The following is a 22,496-nucleotide window of genomic DNA, read 5'->3' as shown; positions in this document are numbered from 1 at the left end:
AACGGCGATGGTGTTCGTCCAGGGCCTTGGCCTCTTCGCTGGCCTCGGCAACCGCCCAGGCATCGCGCAGCTCCTTGATGCCGAGCAGTGCCTGGGAGGTGAAGAACTCGAAACGCCGCTTCGGCTCTGAGCGCCATTCCTGCAGGGCCCTGACCCCGCTCACCCGCTGGGCATTGCATTCCTGCACCCGGCCAATCGGGTCGGGCAGCACCACCGCCAGCACTCCCCCCTCCTGCAGGTTTTCCCGCTTAACCAAGTTCCGCACATGGCGTAAAAAGAGCCCACCTCGGTGATGGCGGCTGTAGAAGCCGTGGACACTGACGAAGTCCCCAGGGTCGGCCTCCGAGTACTCCAGCACTTGAGTAATTTCGAGGTGTTGCTCGGTCATCACGGTGCCGACGCTGCTCGGGTTGTCGCGCGCCGCCTTCAGATCGAGCTTGTGGAATCGACCGTCCAGCGCCGTACCGTCATCCGCCGTGCCACGCCGGTACTGATCCAGCACGTTCTCTGGCCATGGATCGTTGGCGAACGCAATCCACGCAGTCGAGTAGGTGTCGGCGTCGATATTGATAAAGGACGCAGTGAAGTCATGGTCCTGGGCGATGCAGGAAGGGCTCAGCGACCTTGGTTGTTCGCGCGGGACCTGGTAAGGGCGGAACTGGCGCAACGCACCTTCCGGCGTCACCTGGTAGGCCTGCCATTCTTTTTGGTCCAGCAGCACGTAGAGGTAGCCCTGACGAAGTATCCGCGGCTGGTCGAGGATCATCGGGATCGACGCCGGCCCCGAGCCGGACACGGGCGTCTTCTTGTGCATGGCGAAACGCGTTGGCGCATAGGCCGCCCGCAGCGGCAGGATCGGCAGGCCGGTGCGCTGGCAGGCATTGCAGGCCCCGGTGGGGTTGGGCGCGGCCTCATTGATGGCAATGCCGAGGGCGGTGCTGGTGCTCATGAGTAGTTCTCCGCGCGGGGCAGGGAGGTTGCGATGCGTGCCCAGGCCGCGTCTTCATAGGCGTCGAAGCGTGCCTGCAGGGATAGGTTGCCGGCGGCGGCTTGGGCGATGTCGCGCTGGATGTCGGGGTGCTGCGGCAGGTGGGGATGGATGAATACCCGGTGCAGGCAGAGGCTGATGATGTCGTGGCTGTCGCTGAGTTTTCGGTCCCTGGCGTCGCGGACCAATCTGAAGGCGTGGGTGCCCGCTTGTGGTGGCAGCAGGCTGGCGCCTTTCCAGCGCCAGGGGGCGTAGCGCGGTGGCCGCTTCAGGGCATGGCGCCACACGCCCAGAAAGTCGCTGATCAAAGGGGCGAGGTGCTGGGTGTCACGAACTAACGGGGGCAGCTCCCGTTGCTGAGGAACGGTACTGCCGCGCAACACGGTAAAGCTGCCCCAGCTTGTGGGGCAGAGCCAGGCACTGATGGGGCCGAGCACTTCAGCTATTTGGCTGCGCAACGCTGCGATCAGGAGCTCCAGCCGGATGGGCTCATACCACGGCGACAGCGTCCGGCCTCGACCGGGCGCAGTGGCGTGGCATTGGGCGACAAGGTGATCGGCGACCGCCGCCAGCGGTTGTGGGCTGAGCAACCAACCGCAGACATAGCGCTTGTTGCGCGTCAGATCGTCCAGGGCGTAATGGGCGCCCAGTTCCAGGTAGCGCGCTGCTGGGGTTTCACCCGGTGCCGCCAACTGGACCAGTGCAGGGCAGGCTTCGGGAGAGTGTGCCAGGTCCGGCCGCAGAACCCGGGCAATAGCCGACTCACCCAGCGCCTGAGTCAGTGACGAAATGCTGAGCGGGTGCTCCTGATCGCACTCGGCCAAACCATCGACCAGCACATAGAGGTAGTCACCGGGCGCTCGATACTGCTCGGCGAAGTGTATGACAGGGCGCGCGGTCATCGATTGCGCTCCACGCAATCGGCTTCGAGCCCATCGAGCACCTGATTGATCAGGGACAGACTGTTGCTGCCAGCGCCGCCTTGTAGATTTAGCGGCCCCTTGACCACGATGTTGATGCCATTGAACGTGATGCCGGAGCCGTCGATACGGATGCTGCCCCCCGGCCCCCTGATCAGCAGTTCATCTGCGGCCTGTAACTCGTAGTCCTTGGTTCGGTGCCGAATCGCCTGGCCTGCTTGCAGTTCGGATCGGCCTTCGATGGTGAGTTCCTGATGCCCGCCGATGCTGACCCAGTGGTTGGCGGTGGTCTTGTCGCGGCGGTGATTGCCGACTTCTTCGGTGCGGTCTTTGCCGGTGCGGATGCTGTGGTTACGGCCGATGCTCAGGTGGTCGTCCTGGCCGATATCGTGGCGGCGGTCTTGGCCGATATTGACCTGCTCGTTGTTGCCTACGGTTTCCTTGCGGTCGTGACCGATAGAAACAGTTTCGTCGTGCTCGACCTGCTCGCTGCGGTCGTGACCGACGAAGGTGGTTTCGTCGTGCTTGATGTGGATGTTCTGGTCTTTTTGCGCGTGGACGTAGATTTCCTCCTGATCCTTTTCGTCCTCGAAGCGCAGTTCGTTGAAGCCTTCGCCCTTGTGGGTCTTGCTCTTGATCGTCATCCGGGTCTTGTGCCGGGGCAGTTCGTAGGGCGGCAGTTGCAGGCGGTTATAAGTACGGCCGGTGATGATCGGTTGGTCCGGGTCGCCGTCGAAATGGTTGACGATCACCTCCTGGCCGATACGCGGGATGGCCATATGGCCCCAGGTGGCGCCGGAGATGTTTTGCGAAACGCGGATCCAGCAGGAGCTGTATTCGTCCCGCTTGCCCTCGCGGTCCCAGGGGAATTGCACCTTCACTCGGCCGTATTCGTCGGTAAATATTTCCTCATTTTTGGGGCCGACTACCGTGGCGTTCTGCGGGCCGTCGATCAATGGTTTGGGCAGCGGCTCTGCGCGCCACTCGACGTCGTCCGGCACAAGTTCGGCTTCATAACTGTAGTGAGTGCCGAGTTGCGCCTCGGCGCTTTCTTCGGCCTGGCTGGTGTGCTGTTTGCCATGGTGAACGATGCTGATCGGGCGCCAGCCTCGGTTCATGTCTTCCCGTGGGTGGCCCGCGAGAGTGAAGGAAATGCCCGGTTGCAGGCGCGGATCATCGCCCTCCACCAGCGCCATGCGTGCATCGCGGCGATGGCCGCGAAGTCGGTTCTCGGCGAAGGGCTTGCCGGCCTCATCAAACTTGGCCCGGGCCGGATAATCGTAGCGTTCGTACCGTCGGCCTTGATGGTCGAGATCGACGCCATCACGACTGTGCTGATGGCCATAGCGCGGATGGTGAAAGGTGTAGTCGCGCTGGGTCTGGCGCGCCGTGCGTACGTTTTCACTGTAGGCGAATCGGCGAAGTGCAGGCTGAGGCTGATCACCGCCGGGCGTGGGGTTGTATTGCACCGGCTCATCGCCCACCCGACCGTGGATAAACAGGCGATCGCTGTGGACCAGTTGGTGACCTTCGGCACTGTGCCGAAAGGAATAAAAGAAACCTTCCTCGCGCATGATGCGTTCGACAAAGTGGTAGTCGGTGTCGCCGGCCTGTACGCAGTATTCGCGGGCTTGGTGTTCGGTGGTGAGACGTTGCTCGTAGTCGTGAGTCAGACCATGGGCCTTGAGCACCGCCTCGGTAATCTGCGGCACGGTAAGGGTCTGGAAAATGCGCCAGTCGGAGCTGAGTTTAAGTCGCGCCAGACGCGGTTCGACCACCGCCGAATAGCGCGTACGCCTGAAGCCGCTGTCGTGCTGCACGAAGGAGGACACGGCGCCATGCACATAGCGCACTGGCGTCTCGCCGTGCCAGAGGGTCAGCAGCGCGGACCGATCCAGCACCTGCCCAAAGTTGATGGCGGGTTTGGCGCTGCTCAGTTCGACGTAAAGATGAAAGGTCTCGGACAGTGCTTCATGCAAGGTGAACTCAACAACGTCAAAGGACTCGTTGCCAACGCTGAAGGTAAAACGCAGATCGGATTGGCTTGGCATGGTGTGCTCCCGGCAACTTGTCACCCACATCAAGCGAAAGAACAATCGGTGCTTGACTGCACGTCACTCAAAGTGGACGTGCTTGGGTTTAGCGGGCAGGAGCGTGCAGGTTTTACGGGGCTCGTGGATATCAGAAGTCACTGAAAAGCACAGAGAAATGTCGCTTAAATCGCGCGATATTTAGTCTGACTCTCTGCTGTTCAGCCCTTCGTCATCCTGAGCCACGCACGGGCGCATTGGCCAAGAGCCGCTGCTTAACCCCTCACGGCTTCCACGCCGTAGACGCCGCCGCGGCCTTGAACTTGGCGCGGTTTTCGGCGCTGGCCGGGGGCTCGGAGTCGCCGAAGATCGCTTTCAGCCAATGGCCGTCGGTGGGGTTGGGGAACAGGATGAATTGCTGTCCGAACTGGGCCTTGTCGGCGGTCATCAGGGCGCGGCGTTGTTCGACGTCGGCCACGTAGTATTTGCGTTTGAAGTCGTTGAGGTTGTCGCCGAGCATCACCACCACTTGATGGTCCTTGGCGATTTCCTGCTGGCGCGGCTCTTTGTTCGAGCTGTCGCGGTACACCGTCAGGTGCTGCTCGTCGGCGAAGGGCAGGCCGTTCTTGCGCAGGTTGGCCAGGGCGTATTCGTAGGTTTTTTCGCCTTGGTCGCGGCTGGTGACGTAGAACACTTCGACGCCCTTGGACTTGGCGTAATCGAGAAACTCCACGGCGCCCGGGGTGGCCACCGGGCCGTTTTCGGCGACCCATTTATCCCAGGCCACATCGTCGAAAAACTCCTGGTCGGCGTTGATCATGTAGCCCCAGTAGCTGTTGCTGCTGAGCACGGTGTCGTCCATGTCGCTGATGATGGCCAGGGGTTTGTCGCCGGCCTTGTGCGCTTGCAACGCCTGGTCCAGGCGCAGGCGGGCGATGTTGAAACCCTGGTAATACAGGGCCTGGAACTCGGCTGCGGTCTGCTTCCAGGCCACGGCGGCGGTCAGCAGGTTCGAGGCCGGTGCCTCGGCGGCGAATGCGGCGCCGCCTTGAAGCAGCAGGAGTAAGAGGGCCAGGGGCAGGATCTTCTTGTTATTGAGTGTCATGGGCGAACCTTCAGGGCAAATGAGCGCAGGCGCGGCGCGGGCCGCCAATGGGTTCTATAGCAAGCGGGCGGGCCACTCAATGCCCGGGTCGCCTTTGCATAACATCGCGACGCAATCTGCTGCGGGCGCTATGGCGAAGCCAATGGCCATCAGGCGGCGGCATTAACTATCGTCGGCCCTACGGCTCGGGTATTCTGCGCTGCACCAGCGGCCCACAGCGTCCATACCTCCTTCTTTGCAGTGTTCCGTCCATGAATGAGTCTTCTCCCGCCATCCCCAGCAACCCAGTCCCTCGCGGCGGCAAGGCGGGCGCTGCGATCCGTGCCCATGACTGGTCGACCTCGCCCCTGGGGCCTATCGAGCAGTGGCCGAGCCTGTTGCGCAGCACCTTGAGTTTGATGCTGGAGTCGCCCGAGAGCATGTACCTGCTCTGGGGGCCGGAAAAAATGTTCCTGTTCAATGACGCCTATGAACCGGTGCTCGGCCCGCGCCTGGACACCGCACTGGGGCAAACCATCGAGACCCTGTGGGCCGATGCCTGGCCTCAGGTCCAGCCATTGGTGGAGCAGGTTTATCGCGGCCAGTCCTGTCGCTTGCAAGACATGCCGATCCGCATGCAGCGCTTTCCCGGAGAAGATCAGACCTGGTGGTCGTTCTCCATGAGCCCGGTCTACGACGAACAGCAACACACGGTGGTCGGCCTGTTGTGCTGCACCGTGGAAACCAGCGATCAGGTGCTGCTGGCCGAGCATGCCCGGCTGACCGAGTCCTCGCTGCGCGAGACCCGTGAACTCAATACCCGCGTCCTGGCCAGCAGCAATGACTGCATCAAGGTCCTGGACCTGGACGGCAAGCTGTCCTTTATGAGCGAAGGCGGGATGCGCGTCATGGAAGTCAGTGACTTCAATGCGATCCGGGGCTGCCCGTGGCCCGATTTCTGGCAGAACCAGGGCAACACCGATGCGCGGTCAGCGATTGCGGCGGCCCAGGAAGGCCGCGCGGCGCGCTTCCAGGGCGTGGCCGAAACCCTGCTGGGGACTCGCAAATGGTGGGACGTGCAAGTCACGCCGATGCTCGATGCCGAGGGCCGGCCGGAGAAGATCCTGTGCATCTCCCGCGACATCAGCGCCACGCGCCAGGCCGAGGAGCAGTTGCGGCAACTCAACGATTCCCTGGAGCAACGGGTGCAGCAGCGCACCCAGGAGCGCGACCGGATCTGGCGCCTGTCTGCCGACCTGATGATCGTTGCCGATTTCAACGGCACGATTGTCGCCGCCAACCCGGCCTGGACCCAGTTGTTGGGCTGGAGCGAGGCCGAGTTGCTGGGGCAAAGCGCCTACGAACTGCTGCACCCGGAGGACCGGGTGGCTGCGGCCCAGGTGGTGGCTGAGCTGGCGCGCGGGGTGAGTTTTTCCAGCTATGAGGGGCGTTACCGGCACAAGGACGGCTCCTACCGCAGCGTGTCCTGGTCGGCCGTGCCGGACCGCACCCATATTCATGCCGTGGGCCGTGACGTCCAGGGCGAGCGCGAAGCCGCCGAAGCCTTGCGCAAGACCGAAGACGTGCTGCGCCAGGCGCAGAAGATGGAAGCCATGGGGCAGCTCACCGGTGGTGTGGCCCATGACTTCAACAACCTGCTGACGGTGATCAAGTCCTCCACCGACCTGCTGCGGCGCAACCTCAGCGAGCAGCGGCGGCTGAGCTACATCGAGGCGATCTCCGACACCGTCGAGCGGGCCAGCAAGCTCACCGGGCAGTTACTGGCTTATGCCCGGCAGCAGAACCTGCGACCTCACACATTCGACGTCGGCCACGGCGTGCAAGCCGTGGCCGATATGCTCAACCCGTTGCTGGGGGCCTGCATCGAGCTGCGGATCGAGCTGCCCGCCGAGCCGTGCTTCATTCATGCCGATGCCGGGCAGTTCGATACCGCGCTGATCAATATGGCGGTCAACGCCCGCGACGCGATGCAGGGCGAGGGCTTGCTGGTGATCACTGTCGAGCGGGCGCACTGCACCCCGGCCAAGGGGTTGTATGCCGGGGTGGTGGGGGAGTTTGTCGCGGTGTCCCTGGCCGACACCGGTTCGGGCATCGACCCGGCGCAGATCGAGCGTATTTTCGAGCCGTTTTTCACCACCAAGGAAGTGGGCAAGGGCACGGGGTTGGGCTTGTCCCAGGTGTTCGGTTTCGCCAAGCAGTCTGGTGGCGAGTTGCTGGTCGACAGCCAGCCGGGGCAGGGTACGCGTTTTACCCTGTACCTGCCGCGTTCGCTGCAGGCGCCGGAAGCCGCGCAACCGATGGCAGCCAGCCCGGAGCGGATCGACGGCCAGGGCGCGACGCTGCTGATGGTCGAGGACAACACCGAGGTCGGCGGCTTGCTGGCCCAGGCGTTGGTTGAACTGGGCTATCGCGCGCAATGGGCCACCAGCGCCGCCGAGGCCCTGAAGCTGCTGGCCCAGGGCACCACGCCGTTTCAAGCGGTGTTTTCCGATGTATTGATGCCCGGCATGAGCGGCATCGAGCTGGCCGAGGAAATTCGCCGGCTGTACCCCGGGCTGCCGGTGATCCTCACCAGTGGCTACAGCCCGGCCCTGGCCCAGGGCGGGTCGCGGGAGTTCGTGTTCTTGCAGAAACCCTACTCGGTGGACGCCCTGGCCCAGGCGCTGAGCGTGGCGATCCAGTCCGGCGGGGCGCGCCAGGACGCCTGAGGCGCAGGGGCCCGTCAGGCGTTTTCAGCTCCTGCGGTAGACCGCCAGGAACGCCGCCAGCGAAAGCATGGTCGCGCCGCAGCAGCGGTTGAGCCGGCGCATGCCGGTTTGCGTGAGGACCTTCGCCGCCTGCACCCCGCCTGCGGCATAGAGCCCCATTACCAGGATATCCACCACTGCCGAGACCAGCGCCAGCAGCGCGTACTGCATCAGGGTCGGTTGGCTGGGGTCGATGAACTGCGGCAGGAAGGCGGTGAAAAACAGCAGCACCTTGGGGTTGGTCAGGGCCACTGAAAAACTGCGCCAGAACACCTCGCCGCCGCGGCTGCCGCCGGCCATGGCCGCGGGGTCGAGGGCCCGGGGCTGGCTGCGCCACAACTGAATGCCGAGCCAGGCCAGGTACGCCACGCCAAACCATTTCAGGGCCAGGAACAGGTTCTGCGAAGCCATCAACATCGCCCCCAGGCCCAGGCCGACCGCGGCGATGATCAAGATATCCGAGAGCGCCGCACCGGCCATGCCCACCGCCACCAGCCGGCCATTGCGCGAGGTGCCGTTGGCCATGGCCAGCAAGGAAGTGGGGCCGGGAATCAGTGCGCCGATCAGGCAACTGGTGGTGTAGAGCAGCAGCGTGGCGGTGTTCATTCAGGTGTCTCGGGCACGGGGTTGGCCAACACGGCCAGGTACTGGCCGCTGTCGGGGGTGAAGGAGGCGAACTGCTGGCTGCCCGGTCGCTGGACCCACAGGCGGCCACAGTTCTGGCACTCATACAGGCTGGTCATCGAGGCGACCTGGATGCTGGTGAATTGATCCTGGAACAGCTCATCGGGTCGGGGCCTCCAGGGCGTGTTGCCGTACTGCTCGACGACCAGTTGGTCGAGTTCATTGTTGCCGACCGCCTTCAGCAAGCGCTTGACGCTGTCCTGGGTACGCTCCTGGAATATGGATTCTTCCTGGTCCCGCAGCAGGCTGGCCTTGTACGGCAGGTCGTCGGTCTGGTCGACGATCACATGTCCACAGCAGCAGGCGAGTTTGCTCATAAGGGATCAATCCAGGTGTGTGCGGCGAAAGGGCCAATACTCGCCGCTGCACCCTCGGCCCGTCTATAGCGTTGCGCTGTCGACAGTCCCGGGTTGCCTCTTGCCCCCGACTTCAGGAGAATCCCTCGGCGCGCGGATGACGGTCGTTATCGGTGCCCCCTCAGACAGGATGTTCAAGTGAAAGGAATCGCACCCTACCGGGCCTCGGCCAGAGCCGCCCTGCCGATGTTGCTGGGCCTGTTGAGCTGTTGTTTGCCGGCGGCGCTCCAGGCCAGTGAACAGTCGCCCCCCGCGCCGCGCCCGACCCCGGTGTCCATGCAGGCACAGACAGCCGGCCAAGGCTGGAGCGAGCAGGTCGGCCACGGCGACTATTCGCGTCAGTTCCAGTACCAGTCGCCGCTCGGTGGCGATGGCAAGGTCATGGTGGTCTGGTTCGAGTTCCCTGAAAGCGGTGCGCGTTTTCTGCTCAAGACCGCGCGCTATGAGGCCGGCAGCCGCCGCTTGAGCGATGAGCAGACCATCCTGGCCCAGGGCAACGAACGCTTCCATGTGTTCGCGCCTTCGCTGGTGGCCGACGGGCAAGGCAACCTGACCGTGGTCTGGAGCCCCGAGAGCGAGATCGGCAATACCGTGCTCAGCGTGCGCTACCAGGCCGACAGCGGGCGTTGGGGCGCGCCGTTGCGCCTGGATCGAAACTACCCGGGGGACACGACCAACAAGTCCATCGGCCCGGTGACCGGCATCGACGCCCAGGGCAATGTGTTCGTGGCCTGGGACCAGCAGCCCCGAGGCTCAGCGACCCCGGGTTCGCCCATCCCCCATGAGCTGCGCAGTACCCGCTATGACGCCCGGCAGCAGACCTGGAGCGAACCGCAAAAGGTCAATCGCGATATCGGCAGTCGTTCCTACGGCGTCGATGCGCAGCGGCTGGTGGTGGATGATTCCGGTTTCGCCACGCTCGCCTGGCGTCAGCAAAGTGTGAAGTCGTTTCTGTTTTCCCGCTCGTTCGAGGCATCGTTGCTGGTGGCGCGCTACGACCCGCAAGCCAAGCAATGGAGCCGCCCGCGATCGCTCGCGACGTCCGACTACATGGTGGGCCGACCGGTAGTGGCGGGCGCCCGGCGTGGCGATGTGGCGGTGCTGTGGTATCAGACCGACGGCCTGTTTTCTGCCCACTACACCCCGCGTACGGACAAATGGCAGCAGACCCAGCTCGATGACCCACAGCGCAAGCGCAGCAACCTCGACGGTTTTCCACCCCTGGCCATGGACCCGGCGGGCAATGCGGTGACGCTCTGGAACAGCCCGGAAGCGGGCATCCAGGTCACCCGCTATGAGGCGGCGCGCCAGGCCTGGAGCGCGCCCCTGACCCTGGCGTCTCTGCAGCGCTGGCAGACCCCGTTTTTCACCACGCCCGAGGTCGATGCAGCGGGCAATATCATGCTGGTCTGGAACCTGATCGGGTATTGGAACGCCTCGGGCTCACGGCCTGGCAGCGCACCGATGGATGAGGTGCAAGTCAGCCGCTACAGCGCCGACAAGCAGAGCTGGAGCCCGCCGCTGACGGTGGTCCGGCAGTTCGACGGCGAGCCGCTGATTGCCGAAAGAATCGCCACGCGCATGGACGCCCGGGGTGCCATGGAGCTCAGTTGGTGGCACCAGGTCGGGGAATCTTCCACGCGCTCGTTCAAGCGCTACGGCGCGCCGCTTTTTGTGGAGCCGGGGGCTCGATGAACAAGGACACAGACTTGCCCCAGGATCCGCTGCAGGCCCTGCTGCATGACTTGCGCCTGGCCCAGCCCGAGCTGCAGGCCCTGGTGGAATGCCTGCGGGAACAGGTGCTGAAGGTGTGCCCGATGGCCAGTGAAACGGTGAAGTACGGCGGCATCCTGTTCAGCCAGGCGCAGCCGTTCTGCGGCATTTATGCCTACCGCGAGCATGTGACGCTGGAGTTCAGCCAGGGCTATCTGTTGCAAGACCCGGAACAGTTGCTGGAGGGCGGCGGCAAGTTTCGCCGGCATCGCAAGGTGCGCACCCTGGATGACGCCCGGGACTCACGGCTGGCCGACTTCCTGGCCCAGGCCTGGCAACTGGCGGGCTAGGGCGGGCGCATGACTGCATCCGATAACGAGGCCGACAGAGCGATGGACAGCACCCAACTCCAGGCATTGCAGCAACTGCGCCAGGCGGTGCCGGTGGGCGTGCGCCATGCACGGACCCTGCTGCAACATTGTGCCGGCGATGTGGCCTTGGCCGCCGAGCGCTTCCGGGCCGAGACCGTGCAACATCTGGTGGCTCAGTCAGGCTTGCCTGCCGCACAAGCCGAGGCGTACCTGCATGCGGCTGGCTACGAGTTGCCGCGGGCCCTGGTGGCCCTGGAGGAAGCGCGTTTCAGCCTGACCCAGCGCATGCTGCGGACCCATCATCGCGACCCGGATCGGGCCCTGGGCCTGATCGCCGGCGCCGTCGAAACGGTGCATGGCCTCAAGCGCGAGTACTGGTTGTGCCTGGATCAGTTGCAGGTGCTGCCAGTGCCCTTGCGCAGCTTTATGACCCTGGATGAATGGCTCAGTTATGAAGAGTGGGAAGGCTTCGACTGTGCCCTGTACTTCCATCTGCCCCTGGTGCTGGCCGAGCTGCGTCGGTTGCAACTCGATGAGCTGGCGACTGCCCTTGAACAGGCCGACCTGCGCCAGCGCCAGCGACGGGAGCAGCAGTCTGATCCCGTATCAAACATCAGCCAGGACCCGCTGTTCGCCGCCTGCGAGCAGACCTACCAGCGCCTGCGACCAAGCCTGGACGCGGCGCTGCTGGCCCTGGTCGAAGGCCATATCGAGTTGTTCCCACAGTAGCCGCCAACCCTCAGCGGTCGTGGTGGCACACCAGGCACAGCTTGTTGCCCTCGGGGTCGCGCAAATAGCTGCCGTAGTACTCGGCGTGGTAGTGCGGGCGCAGGCCCGGCGGGCCTTCGCAGTGGGCGCCGAGACTCAGGGCCAGGGCGTGTGCGCGGTCGACGGTGGCGCGGTCGGCGGCCAGCAGGGCAAACATCTGGCCGTTGCCGGGAGCAGCCGGTTCACCGTCGAACGGCCGGCCGATAACGAACAGTGGCCGCTCGTGCTCGGGGTGTTTCCAGCCGGCCCAGGGGGGTTGGTGATCGAGAAACTTCACTTCCAGGCCCAGCGCCGCCATCAGTGGCTGATAAAACGCCAGGGCGCTTTCGAACTGGTTCACGCCGATAAATACATGGGACAGCATGGGGCTTCTCCTGAAATGACAGTGGCAAGGGGGATAATGCCGATCAGTTAAGCTCCCTCGCCACAATGACAGTGCTTGCCCTTAACTGACTGGCATGAGGCAAGGGGGCCATGCTGACACCCTTGCCGCGTCGTTGAAACCCGGGGTTTACCAGTCGTAGGTCATTTCCAGGGAGGCCACGCGTTCCTGGCCGTAGTAGCAGCCAAACGAGTAGTTGCAGTCCGAGATGTACTCGCGGTCGAACAGGTTCTGCACGTTAAGGCTGGTCTGCAAGCCGCGCAGGCTCGGCGTCAGCTTGCCCATGTCGTAGCTGATGGTGCTGTCGTAGACCACGAAGGACGGGGTGGTGAAGCTGTTGGCCGAGTCGGCGGGTTTCTTCCCGGTGTAGCGCGCACCCAGGCCCACAGTCAGGCCGTTGAGCAACGCCCGGGTGAAGTGGTAGTTGCCCCACAAGGTGGCCGAGACCGGGGCCTGGGCCTCGCTGCGGTTGCCCTTGTCGGAGGGGTAATTGGTCTTGGTGTAGAACGCGTCGATGTAGGTCGCGGCGGCCAGGATGTCGATGTTGTCGATGCTGGACTTGAGCTCCAGCTCCACCCCGCGCGAGCGCACTTCGCCGTCCTGGATCTCGTACTCGGGGTAGTCGAGGTCGCCGGTCTTGACGTTTTTCTGGGTGATCTGGAACACCGAGGCGGTCATCAGGGTCTTGTCGTTCGGCTGGTATTTCACCCCGACTTCATACTGTTCGCCCTCGGTCGGCTTGAAGGGCTGGCCGCCGCGGTCCGGGGCGCTGGTGCCGATGGTCGGCAGGAACGACTGCGAGTAGCTGACGTAGGGCGCCAGGCCAAAGTCGGTGAGGTAGGTCAGGCCGACGCGGCCGGTGAACTTCTGGTCCTTCTGCTCGACGATGGAGTGGGCCAGCAGGTCCTTGTTTTCCACTTCGGCCCAGTCCTTGCGCCCACCCACGGTGAGGATCCACTGATCGAGCTTGATCTGGTCCTGGGCGTAGAGGCCGGTCTGGCGGATGGTGTTGTCCCACTGGGTGGTCAGGCTCGGGGTCACACTGTCGGTGTTGTAGTTGTTGTTCTGTCCGTAGAGGTTGATCGGCAGCACGCCGTAGGCGTTGTAGCCGGTGTACTTGCGGTTGAAGTTGCGGTAGTCCAGGCCCACCAGCGTGGTGTGTTCCAGGGGGCCGGTATTGAAGTGGTACTCCAGGTTGTTATCGAGGGTGTAGGCGCTGTTGTGCTGTTGCCAGTCGAGTTTGGTGCGGGTGGCCTGGGTGTAGTCGGTGACGCCGCCGTTGACCACGAAACGGCTGAGGTAGAAGCCCCGGTAAGCGTCGCGAGTGTCGATATAGCGCGCGGTCTGGCGGTATTTCAGGTCGTCGCTGAACGCGTGGCTGAAGTCATAGCCGAGCACGTACTGGTCGCGCTTGTAGTTGTTGTAATGGGAGTCGCCGAGAAACAGGTCACGGTCGATTTTCTTGCCGTTGGGCCCGCGCGTCAGCGAGCCAATGGCCGGCAGTGCCTGGTAGTCGGCCAGGCCGTCATCGCGCTGGGCCTGGGCATACAGCGTAAGGCTGGTGGCGTCGTTGGGGTTCCAGGTCAGGCTCGGCGCCAGCAGGCTGCGTTGGCTGTTGGTGTGGTCCAGTTGGTCATTGCCTTTCTTGCTCAGACCGACCAGGCGATAGGAAAACTGTTTCTGTTCATCCAGCGGGCCGCTGAAGTCGAACGCACCATTGACCCGGTGGTAGCTGCCGACGCCCAGCTTGACCTGGTTGCGCTGCTCGCTGGTGGGGCGCTTGGACACCATGTTGATCAGGCCGCCGGGCTGGTTCTGCCCATAGAGCACCGATGACGGGCCCTTGAGCACTTCGATCCGTTCCAGGGTATAGGGGTCGATCTGCGGCGCACCGCCGAGGCTGCCGGCGTAGGGCAGGTAGGCGCCGTCGAGGTACAGCGGGGTCGGGGCGAAACCACGGCTGGTGATCTCGTCGGCAATGTTGTTGCGGTCGGTAAAACCGTTCACCGCCAGGCCCGGGGTATAGCGCAGGGCCTGGGTCAGGTTGCGCGCGCCCTGGGTCTGGACCTGGTCGGCGGTGACCACGTTGATGGCCTGGGGGATTTCCAGCAGCGGGGTGTCGGTCTTGGTCCCGGTGGCGCTGCGGGTGGCAACATAACCGTCCACCGGGCCCCAGGCCGATTCGGCGGCCTTGCCGGAAATACTCGTGACGTCCAGTTGCAGAGGGCTGCCGTCCTGGCTCACCGGCAGCAAGGAGTAGCTGCCATTGGCCTGGCGCACCGCCTGCAACCGGCTGCCGGCCAGCAGCTGCTGCAGGGCCGCGTCCGAGGCGAAGCGCCCGTGCAGGCCAGCCGTCTGCCGACCCTGGGCCGAGGCCGGTTCGAAGGACACCGTCACCCCCGCCGTGGCGGCGAACTTGGCCAGGGCCACATCCAGGGCGCCGGCGGGAATATCGAACTCCAGCTCGCCCGTGGTTTGCGCCCAGGCACTGGTGGTCAGCGCCAGCATCGCCAGCGGGGTGCTCAGGGCCAGGCCCAGCAGGCTGCGGCGCAGGGCGCGCGCCGGAAGATCAAGGGCAGAGCGCTGGCTGTGGGGGTGGGGGTGACACGAGGGAGTCGGCTTGCTAGGGGACATGCGGTTTCCTTTCGCCCATTGGCAGTGGATGGCGGCGTCTGTGCGCCTCTACCTAGCAAGTCGCATGAGAATAAAAATCAACAACCCCTGAGCCGAAAAAACTTTCGGCTTTTTTGTCCGGGGGTAGAGGGGCGCGGTAGACGGGCCGCTTCAGGCCGGTTCGACCTGGGTCCAGTAGCGGCTGAAGCGACTGATGCGCACTGGCAGGGTGGTGGTCAGGTTATCGAGCACGGTGTCGAGATCGCGCAACTGGAAGGTCCCGGAAATCCGCAGTGCCGCCACGGCCGGGTCGCAGCCCAGGTGGCCCGGGCGGTAGCGTTGCAGCTCGGCAATGAATTCGCCGAGGCTGCGGTCGCTGACCAGCAGCATGTCGCGGGTCCAGGCATCGGCATAGGGCGCCGCCGGTTGCAGCGTGCCCAGGCGGTCATCGGCAAAGCTCAACTGCTGCCCGGCCTCGACCCGCAGCACGGCGCCCGGCAGGTCGGCGGGGCGTACCTCCACTGCATGCTGCTGCACGCTCACCGAGCTGGTCCCGGCCTCGCTGCGCACGATAAAACGCGTGCCCAGGGCGCGCACGCTGCCCTGGACGGTGTGCACCACAAACGGCCGCGCCAGTGCGTCGCGGGCGGTCTCGATGAGGATTTCCCCGCTGAGCAACTGCAGTTCCCGCAGGTTGGCGCTGTAGCGGATATTCAGTGCGGTGGCGGTGTTCAGTTGCAGTTGGCTGCCATCGTCCAGGCGTACCCGTCGGCGCTCGCCGGTGGCGGTGCGCTGGTCGGCCACCAGGGTCGGCAGGGGCGTGGTGCGCCAGGCCAGGGTTCCCACGCAGCCGCTGGCCAGCAGCAGCGACAGCAGCTTGAGCACTTCGCGGCGTTTGGCCCGGGCACCGTTCAGGGCCGGGCGCGCCAGGCCCGCGGGTGCCTGGTCGAAGGTGGCCTGCAAACGGCCCATGCGCTCCCAGGCCAGCACGTGGCGCGGGTCATGTTCCAGCCAGCGCCGGTGGGCTTCGTGCAGGGCCTCGCTGCGGGCTTCGCAGCGCAGGTCGACGTACCAGCGGGCGGCGGCTTCCAGGGTGGCGTAGTCGAGTGCTTGCGGCTGCGCCATGGCTCAGTCCTCCAATGCCAGCAGGCAGTGGGTCAGGGCGCGGACCGCGTGTTTTTTCACGGTGTTGACCGAAACCTGCAGGCGGCGGCCGATCTCCACATAGCTCAGGCCGTCGAGCTGGGCCAGCAGGAAGATCTCCCGGGTGCGCCCGCCCAGGCCGTCGAGCAGGGTGTCGATGCGCACCAGGGTCTCGATGATCAAGGCCCGGGTTTCCGGCGAGATATCCACCGGCTCGGGCAGCGCCATCAACGCTTCGAGGTAGGCCTGCTCCAGGCCTCGGCGGCGGAACATGTCGATCATCAGGCTGCGTGCGACGGTGCTCAGGTAGGCCCGCGGCTCGCGCAACTCCGGCGCCTTGCGCTGGGTCATGACGCGCACGAACGTGTCCTGGGCCAGGTCGGCGGCGTTCTCCACGCAGCCAAGCTTCTTGCGCAGCCAGCCGCACAGCCATGAATGGTGCTCCTGGTAAAGCGTGTGCACGGCGTGTTGCTGCGAGAGATCGGGGGGCGACATGGGCGGGACCATTGCGGAGGCATTTGATAATGCATCTCATTTTCTTGCAGGTGCAATGGTTTGGCAAGATTCAACCGCGCCCGCTGCACGATTGCAGCGAGCGCCAGGGGGAGGCGGGAAGGTTTAGCTGCGGGAGCGGTCCAGCCATTCCACCGAGCTGCGCCACAGGCAGATACCCAGGAAGTACGCCGACATCGCCAGCCACACCACCATCACCGCCGGGCTTTCATCCGGGTGGCGCAGTACCAGCAGCAGGCTGCACAACAGCCAGATAAAGGTCACGGCGATATTGATCGGCATAAAGCGCCGCACGCGGAACGGGTGCAGGAACTTCATTCGCGACAACGTCAGCAGGGCCAGGCCGATGATGCTCAGCAGGGTCAGCCAGGCCGGTGGGGCGATGATGTACAGGCACAGCGCGACCACGTTCCAGGCGGCGGGGAAGCCCTGGAAGTAGTTGTCCTTGCTTTTCATGTTGACGTTGCAGAAGCAGAACAGTGACGACACCAGGATCAGCGAGGTGGCCAGCAGCGGCGTGTAGTCGGGCAGGGCGATGTAGCGGTAGATAAACAGCGCGGGGATAAACACATAGGTCAGGTAGTCGATCACCAGGTCCAGTACCGAACCGTCGATATTGGGCAGCACCGACTGGGTGTTGACCTTGCGCGCCAGCGAGCCGTCGACCCCGTCCACCAGCAGCGCCACGCCCAGCCAGATCAGGCAGGCTTTGGGCTGGTTGTCGAACAGCGCGAGGGTGGCGAGAAAGGCCGTTACCACGCCGGTCGCGGTGAACCCATGGGCGCCCCATGCTTTGAGCCTGGCGATGTGTAGAGTCGATATCACGGGAGGTTCTCCAGGAAGTAGTGCAGGCCAACGATCCTCGTCGACAAGGTCGCCACGGCCCAGGCCAGGGTGCAACTATCGACCGGACATTGGACGATAAGGTTCAGCGCAGTTTAGTGAGAAATCGCCGTGCGCGGTGAACGACTTTTGATAGGCCAAAGCCGCGCATCCCATTCCCTCGTGGCGACGGCCTGCCCGAATCTCCATAGCCGCTGCCGAAGGCTAGGGCCGCGTTCGGACGCTGGCCCTCACCGACGCCCGGTACATCCGATAAAACACGGCGCCCATACCGGCCAGCGCAGCCTTGTGCCTCGGCAGCGGCTACCGGGCGTTGTGGTGGCCTAGGGTTTGGCCTGCAACGCCTGAAGAATGGTGCGCGCAGCCTTGACCCGTTCGGCGTTGGGGTAGTTTTTATTGGCCAGCATCACGATGCCGATGTGCTGCCCGGGAACGAAGGCCGCGTAGGCCCCGAAACCGTTGGTGGAACCGGTCTTGTTGAGCAGCATCTGTGCCTGGGGTGCTTGCACCGGGTTCAACCATTTGACGGCGTGGGGTTGCAGGGCCATCGCTGATGAATTGCCTTCCACCAGCTTCTGCTCGCTGATCGGGTAGGCGTACATCTCCCAGCCCAGGCCCTGGGTCATGTCAGCGACCCGGTAGTAGCCGCTGTGGGTGAGGGCCATTGCCTGCTGTAACGCCGGTTCCAGTGGTTCGGGTTGCAGGTTGCTCTGGACGAAGCTCAGCAGATCGCTGGAGCTGGTCTTCATGCCGTAGGCTTCGGCGTCCAGCGGGCCGGCGCCGACCCGGATCGGCTGGTTGGCCTGGGTGTAGCCCTGGGCGTACAGGTGCTGCTGGTCCTGCGGAACCTGGAGGTAGCTGTGCTTGAGCCCGAGCTTGGGCAGCAGGGTATTGCTCATCAGGGTCTCGAACGGCTGGCCCAGGCTGCGTGCCGCCAGGTAGCCGAACAGGCCGATGCTCGGGTTGGAATACAGGCGCTGGCTGCCGGGGGGATAGGTCGGTTTCCAGGTGTTGTAGTAGTCCAGGGTCTGCTCGGCGCTTTTGACGTCGTCCGGGAACTGCAACGGCAGGCCGCCGGCACTGTAGGTCGCCAGTTGCAACAGGCTGATGTGCTCCAGCGCGCTGCCGCGCAACGCCGGCAGGTACTGGCTGGCGGCGTCGCTCAGGGTCAGTTTGCCAGTGGCCTGGGCGTAGGCGCCGAGTGTTGCGGTGAAGGTCTTGCTCAGGGAGCCGATCTCGAACAGGGTGCTGTTGCTCACCGCCTGCCGGTTCTCCCTGGAGGCCACGCCGTAATTGAAGTAGTGGGCCTGGCCGTCGATGCTGATGGCGACTGCCATGCCAGGGATGTCCTGGGCCTGCATCACCGGTTTGATCGTGGCATCGACCAAGGCCTTGAGCTGATGCGCGTCGGGGGCGGCGGCCAGGCAGTGGCCAGTGCCCAGCAGGGCGACGCAGGTGCCGAGGGCGGCCAGGGTGATTCGGGTTTTTTCGCCCATGATTGCTGTTTTTCCGTGATGTTCGAGGGGGTGGCCGCAATGCGCGCCAGGCCCCTGTGGCGGGTCGGGCGACGAGCATAACCTGCACCGTCCCTGGGCAACACCCTGCAGCCGCCATGCTCCGTGGCCGTCAGTCGCCCTGCGCCACCTCGTTGCGCACCGCACCGGCGCGTGGCTGAGGGGCAACGGCGGGGGCCGGCTGGGCCTTGCGCCAGGTCAGCAGCACAATGCCGCCGACCACGATGGCGCCGCCCAGGATCTGCCCGGCATTGAGCATCTGGTCCAGCACCAGCCAGCCCATCAGCAAGGTGGCCAGGGGTTCGATGTTCATCACCGGGGCATTGCGCGGCATGTCCAGGCGCGGCACCGACATGAACAGCACGATAAAACCGGTGCCATACAGCACCACCAGGGTCGCCAGGGCCAGCCAGCCGGTGCTGCTTTGCGGCAGGTCGAGGCCGCCGGGCAGGGCGCCGCTGAGGCCGGCCAGGTTGACGCTGCTGAACACCACCAGGATCGTCAGCAGGCTGCGCACCGAGCCGCGCACCTGGGACAGCCGGTGATCGGTGATCCACAGCGCGCAGGCAAAGACGCTGGCGGCGCAGAACGCCAGGCCCACCCCCAGCAGCCATTGCGGGCCGACCTCGGTGCTGGCCGCCAGGCGCCCCGGTACGTCGAGCACCAGCACCAGCCCCACCAGGATCATCGCCATCAGCGCCGCCGTGCGCGCGGTAGGGCGCGGGCCGCCGAGGGCCCAGGTGAGCAGCGCCAGCAGGATCGGGAAGACGTTGGCCACCAGCAGCGCCAGGGCCACCGGCACCCGTGCCACCGCCGAATACAGGCACAGGCTCTGGGCCGCGATCAGCAGCCCCAGCAGCAATTGCCAGCGCCAGGCGCCTGGGGCCAGGCGAATGCTCTGGCGCTGCCACAGCACCAGGCCGGCCAGCACCAGCAAGGTCCCGCCCGAGCGCAGCAGAATCGCCAGCAGCACCCCCGCCCCATCGTCGAAGGCGACCCGCGCCGCCACATGGTTGCCGGCGAAGGCACAGCCCATGCACAGCAGGATCAGCACCGCGAGTGGACGGGAAAAGGCGACGGGAGCAGCAGGCGAGGCAGTGGGCAGGGACATGGCAGTGAGTCTCGAACGCGGGGAGCCGGGTCAGGGCTGAAGCCGGACGGAGTGGTTTTTTATTATGTTGTCGTACAACTTGGCTTGGGCTTTGTACCGCAATCGTCCAGGGGAGACAACCCTGTAGTCGCCAAGGGATTGCAATGCGGGGGGAGTAAGGAGGTGTTCGGGAGGACGTCTCGGGCGACCGCTGTCGTGCAAATCAGTCATGAGGTCGTATGACTGACTCTCGACCACGGCGACTCCATAAACGGTCGGGCCTGGATCAAACGCCGGCGCCGGATAGCACCGGCGCCTTAGTGCTTGTTGCCTGGACGAGCCTTGCCCTGGCCGCGCACGTACAGCGAGTCGGCGAGCTTCTGCCGGTCTTCCAGGCTGAGGCTGCCGGCAAAGTCGGCGAGGGCGGTTTCGACCCGGGCCCGCAGCGCGCTGTCGGCTTCCCGAGCGCGTCCCAGGTCGGCGTCCAGGGCATTGCGGTCGAGGGTCGGTTGCTGCAGGCGCTCGACCACATCCAGCCGCGCCTGGCGCCCGGCCAGGAGCAACGGTTGGCTGTCGATGCGGGTCTGGCGCAGCAATTGGCGCAGTTGCTGGCGGCTGACATCCGGCAGTTGCACCAGGGCCTTGCGCAGGCCGTGCTGGGGCTCCGCCACGGCCAGGGGTTGCGCCCGGTTGTGCCCCAGCCATTGGTAGAGGCCACCGGCCAGGCCGCCCACCAGGAATACGTTGAGCAGCAGCGACACCACCAGCAGGGTTTTCAGGGGCTTGTTGGGCTGGGTCACTGTTCGATCTCCTCGGCTGGGGTACTCAGAATGATCTCGGCATCGCTCTGTTCGAAGATGCTCGGCAGGGCTTCGGGCGAGCTGTGCAATGGCAGGCTCAGGGACACCACCAGCATCCCGGCGCCGATCCCCGCCAGGCCGACCCCGACAAATCCCGCCGGCGACAGCCAGCCTGCATAGCGCTGCCAGAACGAGCGCGGTCGAGGCCGGGGCGCACTGGCCGCGATCTGGTGGGCCAGGCCCGCAGGGGAGGGCGCCAGTTGATGGCTGTCGAGCCACTGGTCGAGCTCGCGGGCCTGGCGCAAGGCGTCCTGCATCGGGCCCGCGCCGCTGGCAAGCAGGGCCTGGGCTGCGGCTTGTTCGGCGACGGGCCAGCGTCGCAAGTCGGCACCGTAGGCGTCGGCTAAGTGACCAAAGCGTTCGGGCGTCATGGTTTTCCCCTTCCTAGGTCGGCAGTACCGGATGGTTCGGCAAGGTAGCTGCGCAGGTTGCGCCGGGCCCGCGAGAGCAGGCTTTCCAGGGCATCGACGCTGATGTTCATCAGCGCCGCGGCCTCAATGTTCGAAAGCTCCTGGTAGTACTGCAGCACGATGGCTTCGCGCTGGCGCTCGGGTAGCGCAGCCAGGGCCGCTTCCATTTGCGTGCTGCGGGCGCTGGCCTCCAGTTGCTCCTCGGGGCGCGGCGCCGGGTCGATCACTTCGAGCAGTTCGTCGGCGTCGGCCCAGGGCCGTTCCTTGCGCCGCCGCAGGTGGTCGTAGCACAGGTTCAAGGCCACCCGGTGCAGCCAGGTGTCGAAACGTGCCTGGCCGGCGCGCCAGCTGGCGGCGTGTTTCCAGATCCGTAGAAAGCTTTCCTGGGCCACGTCCCGGGCTTCATCGGCGTCACCCAGCAGGCGCCCGGCCAGAGCCAGCAGGCGCGGCAGCTTGCGCGACACCATTTCATCGACAGCCTGGGGTTCGTTGTTGCCGATGCGGGTCAACAACTCGATGTCCGGATCAGGTTCGTTCAAATCGGCGGTTCTCGGTGCGTTGGCCGGGTAGCAGGGGCTGGCGCCGGGCACGGGGGCTCGGCGCCGGTCACAGGCTCAGCGCACCCAATGGCCTTCTTTCCAGTACCAGTTCGGCCCGCGGGCCTGCCAGTGGCCGGGTATCCAGCGCGCGCCGCGCATCGGCTGCCAATAGCCGGGAGCCCAGACATAACCGCGACCGCTCCAGCGCCAATGCCCGCGATCCCAGGCGTAGCCGGGGCGTGGCCCGGGCATGCGCTCGTACTGCATGGGCGGCGGCGCCTGGCGAATGATGACCTCGGTCTGGGCATAGGACGGGGCACTCGCCAGGGCCATGAGTGCCAGCGGAATCAGCAAGGCATGGCGTAACGCAAGCAGGGGGCGGGCAAGCTTCATGGCAACTCCTTCAGGCCTGCGTTCGCCAATGAACGCAGCTGATGGGTTGAACGATAGATAGGGAAAAGATCCGTCGCGAGCCACGCTGTTTTTTTTCACCGGGCCGCCCATTGCATGGCGGGCCCTCGGCGGCATGAAAAATCTCGGTAGCGGCCGACGGATCCCGGGCACTGCCCCCGTTCAAGGGTTACCAGGGCAGAGAACGTTGTTGCTGTTCCTGGCTTGCTGCACGGCTACCGCCATTGAACCCATGAGGAATTTTCCATGTCCCGCTGTCTTAAATTGCTCGCCTGTGTCGCGGTGCTGTTGACCCTCAACGGCTGCGTCTTCTACGGCCACCCTCATCCATGCTGCTGGCGTTATGGGTATGGCTACCACCGTTGAGAGAAGGAACAGCACCTGTAGCCGAGCCTGGGGGGGGGGGGGGGCGGCCGGGCGGCGGGACGGGGAGGACCCGCCCCCCCCCGCGCGGGGAGGGCCCCCGGCGGCGGGTGTGGGGGGGGAGGGGAGGGGG

Annotated in this window: 21 protein-coding genes; 4 read left to right on the top strand and 17 right to left on the bottom strand. The window is 65.0% G+C overall.

Features of this window, described 5'->3' with window-relative positions; all coding sequences use genetic code 11:
- The 4 genes from ACOZJV_RS31375 to ACOZJV_RS31360 all read right to left on the bottom strand — a co-directional run.
- Positions 1-949 (bottom strand): T6SS effector BTH_I2691 family protein (locus tag ACOZJV_RS31375; protein WP_421549295.1); only part of this gene is annotated, 949 nt, incomplete at its 3' end.
- A complete protein-coding gene (locus ACOZJV_RS31370) occupies positions 946-1,890 on the bottom strand; it encodes a hypothetical protein (protein WP_421549294.1) in 945 nt (314 codons plus the stop codon). The genes ACOZJV_RS31370 and ACOZJV_RS31375, both read right to left, overlap by 4 nt.
- The gene (locus ACOZJV_RS31365) at positions 1,887-3,959 is read right to left on the bottom strand and encodes a type VI secretion system Vgr family protein (RefSeq protein WP_421549293.1); all 2,073 of its coding nucleotides are present in this window, start codon (positions 3,957-3,959) and stop codon (positions 1,887-1,889) included. Before ACOZJV_RS31365 ends, ACOZJV_RS31370 begins: the two co-directional genes overlap by 4 nt.
- A gap of 262 nt (positions 3,960-4,221) precedes the next feature.
- A complete protein-coding gene (locus ACOZJV_RS31360; protein WP_421549292.1) occupies positions 4,222-5,043 on the bottom strand; it encodes a 5'-nucleotidase, lipoprotein e(P4) family in 822 nt (273 codons plus the stop codon).
- Positions 5,044-5,294: 251 nt separating this feature from the next.
- On the opposite strand from ACOZJV_RS31360, the gene ACOZJV_RS31355 reads away from it, so the two are divergent.
- The gene (locus ACOZJV_RS31355; protein WP_421549291.1) at positions 5,295-7,751 is read left to right on the top strand and encodes a PAS domain-containing protein; all 2,457 of its coding nucleotides are present in this window, start codon (positions 5,295-5,297) and stop codon (positions 7,749-7,751) included.
- Between the two features lie 24 nt (positions 7,752-7,775).
- Here ACOZJV_RS31355 and ACOZJV_RS31350 read toward each other — a convergent pair whose 3' ends face one another.
- Together ACOZJV_RS31350 and ACOZJV_RS31345 are read right to left on the bottom strand one after the other, a co-directional pair.
- Positions 7,776-8,396 (bottom strand): LysE family translocator, encoded by a 621-nt coding sequence (locus ACOZJV_RS31350; RefSeq protein WP_421549290.1) that lies wholly within the window; start codon positions 8,394-8,396, stop codon positions 7,776-7,778.
- Positions 8,393-8,791 (bottom strand): hypothetical protein, encoded by a 399-nt coding sequence (locus tag ACOZJV_RS31345; protein WP_421549289.1) that lies wholly within the window; start codon positions 8,789-8,791, stop codon positions 8,393-8,395. The genes ACOZJV_RS31350 and ACOZJV_RS31345 overlap by 4 nt, the downstream gene beginning before the upstream one ends.
- A gap of 177 nt (positions 8,792-8,968) precedes the next feature.
- On the opposite strand from ACOZJV_RS31345, the gene ACOZJV_RS31340 reads away from it, so the two are divergent.
- Genes ACOZJV_RS31340 through ACOZJV_RS31330 form a run of 3 tightly spaced genes read left to right on the top strand, consistent with a single transcriptional unit; the run spans position 8,969 to position 11,643 of the window.
- Positions 8,969-10,525, top strand: a complete 1,557-nt coding sequence (locus ACOZJV_RS31340) for a hypothetical protein (RefSeq protein WP_421549288.1) — start codon at positions 8,969-8,971, stop codon at positions 10,523-10,525.
- Entirely contained in the window at positions 10,522-10,893 is a 372-nt protein-coding gene (locus tag ACOZJV_RS31335) for a DUF1801 domain-containing protein (protein ID WP_421549287.1), read from the top strand. The genes ACOZJV_RS31340 and ACOZJV_RS31335 overlap by 4 nt, the downstream gene beginning before the upstream one ends.
- Before the next feature lie 9 nt (positions 10,894-10,902).
- Complete coding sequence (locus tag ACOZJV_RS31330) at positions 10,903-11,643, top strand: hypothetical protein (protein WP_421549286.1); 741 nt, start codon at positions 10,903-10,905, stop codon at positions 11,641-11,643.
- A 10-nt stretch (positions 11,644-11,653) separates the two neighbouring features.
- Here the strand turns inward: ACOZJV_RS31330 and ACOZJV_RS31325 are convergent, their stop codons facing one another.
- The 11 genes from ACOZJV_RS31325 to ACOZJV_RS31275 form a co-directional block, all read right to left on the bottom strand.
- Positions 11,654-12,046, bottom strand: coding sequence for a VOC family protein (locus ACOZJV_RS31325; RefSeq protein ID WP_421549285.1), 393 nt, complete (start codon positions 12,044-12,046; stop codon positions 11,654-11,656).
- A 147-nt stretch (positions 12,047-12,193) separates the two neighbouring features.
- Positions 12,194-14,572, bottom strand: coding sequence for a TonB-dependent siderophore receptor (locus ACOZJV_RS31320; RefSeq protein WP_421549300.1), 2,379 nt, complete (start codon positions 14,570-14,572; stop codon positions 12,194-12,196).
- 276 nt (positions 14,573-14,848) lie between these two features.
- Entirely contained in the window at positions 14,849-15,802 is a 954-nt protein-coding gene (locus ACOZJV_RS31315; protein WP_421549284.1) for a FecR domain-containing protein, read from the bottom strand.
- A gap of 3 nt (positions 15,803-15,805) precedes the next feature.
- Entirely contained in the window at positions 15,806-16,315 is a 510-nt protein-coding gene (locus ACOZJV_RS31310) for a sigma-70 family RNA polymerase sigma factor (RefSeq protein ID WP_020296863.1), read from the bottom strand.
- 123 nt (positions 16,316-16,438) lie between these two features.
- Positions 16,439-17,158, bottom strand: a complete 720-nt coding sequence (gene pcsA / locus ACOZJV_RS31305) for a phosphatidylcholine synthase (RefSeq protein ID WP_078473360.1) — start codon at positions 17,156-17,158, stop codon at positions 16,439-16,441.
- A gap of 341 nt (positions 17,159-17,499) precedes the next feature.
- Entirely contained in the window at positions 17,500-18,672 is a 1,173-nt protein-coding gene (gene ampC, locus ACOZJV_RS31300; RefSeq protein WP_421549283.1) for a class C beta-lactamase, read from the bottom strand.
- Positions 18,673-18,802: 130 nt separating this feature from the next.
- Positions 18,803-19,801 (bottom strand): EamA family transporter, encoded by a 999-nt coding sequence (locus tag ACOZJV_RS31295; RefSeq protein WP_078473358.1) that lies wholly within the window; start codon positions 19,799-19,801, stop codon positions 18,803-18,805.
- Between the two features lie 296 nt (positions 19,802-20,097).
- Entirely contained in the window at positions 20,098-20,580 is a 483-nt protein-coding gene (locus tag ACOZJV_RS31290) for a periplasmic heavy metal sensor (RefSeq protein WP_201131742.1), read from the bottom strand.
- Positions 20,577-21,011 (bottom strand): hypothetical protein, encoded by a 435-nt coding sequence (locus tag ACOZJV_RS31285; protein WP_201131741.1) that lies wholly within the window; start codon positions 21,009-21,011, stop codon positions 20,577-20,579. Before ACOZJV_RS31285 ends, ACOZJV_RS31290 begins: the two co-directional genes overlap by 4 nt.
- Complete coding sequence (locus tag ACOZJV_RS31280) at positions 21,008-21,589, bottom strand: RNA polymerase sigma factor (RefSeq protein WP_201131740.1); 582 nt, start codon at positions 21,587-21,589, stop codon at positions 21,008-21,010. The genes ACOZJV_RS31285 and ACOZJV_RS31280 overlap by 4 nt, the downstream gene beginning before the upstream one ends.
- Positions 21,590-21,664: 75 nt before the next feature.
- Complete coding sequence (locus ACOZJV_RS31275; RefSeq protein ID WP_201131739.1) at positions 21,665-21,982, bottom strand: YXWGXW repeat-containing protein; 318 nt, start codon at positions 21,980-21,982, stop codon at positions 21,665-21,667.
- Positions 21,983-22,496 lie beyond the last annotated feature (514 nt).

The sequence above is a fragment of the Pseudomonas sp. QD4 genome (genome assembly GCF_049199125.1).
Lineage (GTDB): Bacteria > Pseudomonadota > Gammaproteobacteria > Pseudomonadales > Pseudomonadaceae > Aquipseudomonas.
This window is presented reverse-complemented; position numbering and strand designations above follow the sequence as displayed.

Excerpts from the sequence above, each read along its gene's own strand:
- ACOZJV_RS31320 (WP_421549300.1), bottom strand. The coding sequence starts at position 14,572 with ATGCTGGCGCTGACCACCAGTGCCTGGGCGCAAACCACGGGCGAGCTG.
- ACOZJV_RS31275 (WP_201131739.1), bottom strand. The coding sequence starts at position 21,982 with ATGAAGCTTGCCCGCCCCCTGCTTGCGTTACGCCATGCCTTGCTGATT.
- ACOZJV_RS31330 (WP_421549286.1), top strand. The coding sequence starts at position 10,903 with ATGACTGCATCCGATAACGAGGCCGACAGAGCGATGGACAGCACCCAA.
- ACOZJV_RS31345 (WP_421549289.1), bottom strand. The coding sequence starts at position 8,791 with ATGAGCAAACTCGCCTGCTGCTGTGGACATGTGATCGTCGACCAGACC.
- ACOZJV_RS31310 (WP_020296863.1), bottom strand. The coding sequence starts at position 16,315 with ATGTCGCCCCCCGATCTCTCGCAGCAACACGCCGTGCACACGCTTTAC.
- ACOZJV_RS31295 (WP_078473358.1), bottom strand. The coding sequence starts at position 19,801 with ATGTCCCTGCCCACTGCCTCGCCTGCTGCTCCCGTCGCCTTTTCCCGT.
- ACOZJV_RS31335 (WP_421549287.1), top strand. The coding sequence starts at position 10,522 with ATGAACAAGGACACAGACTTGCCCCAGGATCCGCTGCAGGCCCTGCTG.
- ACOZJV_RS31350 (WP_421549290.1), bottom strand. The coding sequence starts at position 8,396 with ATGAACACCGCCACGCTGCTGCTCTACACCACCAGTTGCCTGATCGGC.
- ACOZJV_RS31360 (WP_421549292.1), bottom strand. The coding sequence starts at position 5,043 with ATGACACTCAATAACAAGAAGATCCTGCCCCTGGCCCTCTTACTCCTG.
- ACOZJV_RS31355 (WP_421549291.1), top strand. The coding sequence starts at position 5,295 with ATGAATGAGTCTTCTCCCGCCATCCCCAGCAACCCAGTCCCTCGCGGC.
- ACOZJV_RS31325 (WP_421549285.1), bottom strand. The coding sequence starts at position 12,046 with ATGCTGTCCCATGTATTTATCGGCGTGAACCAGTTCGAAAGCGCCCTG.
- ACOZJV_RS31365 (WP_421549293.1), bottom strand. The coding sequence starts at position 3,959 with ATGCCAAGCCAATCCGATCTGCGTTTTACCTTCAGCGTTGGCAACGAG.
- ACOZJV_RS31285 (WP_201131741.1), bottom strand. The coding sequence starts at position 21,011 with ATGACGCCCGAACGCTTTGGTCACTTAGCCGACGCCTACGGTGCCGAC.
- ACOZJV_RS31370 (WP_421549294.1), bottom strand. The coding sequence starts at position 1,890 with ATGACCGCGCGCCCTGTCATACACTTCGCCGAGCAGTATCGAGCGCCC.
- ampC (WP_421549283.1), bottom strand. The coding sequence starts at position 18,672 with ATGGGCGAAAAAACCCGAATCACCCTGGCCGCCCTCGGCACCTGCGTC.
- ACOZJV_RS31315 (WP_421549284.1), bottom strand. The coding sequence starts at position 15,802 with ATGGCGCAGCCGCAAGCACTCGACTACGCCACCCTGGAAGCCGCCGCC.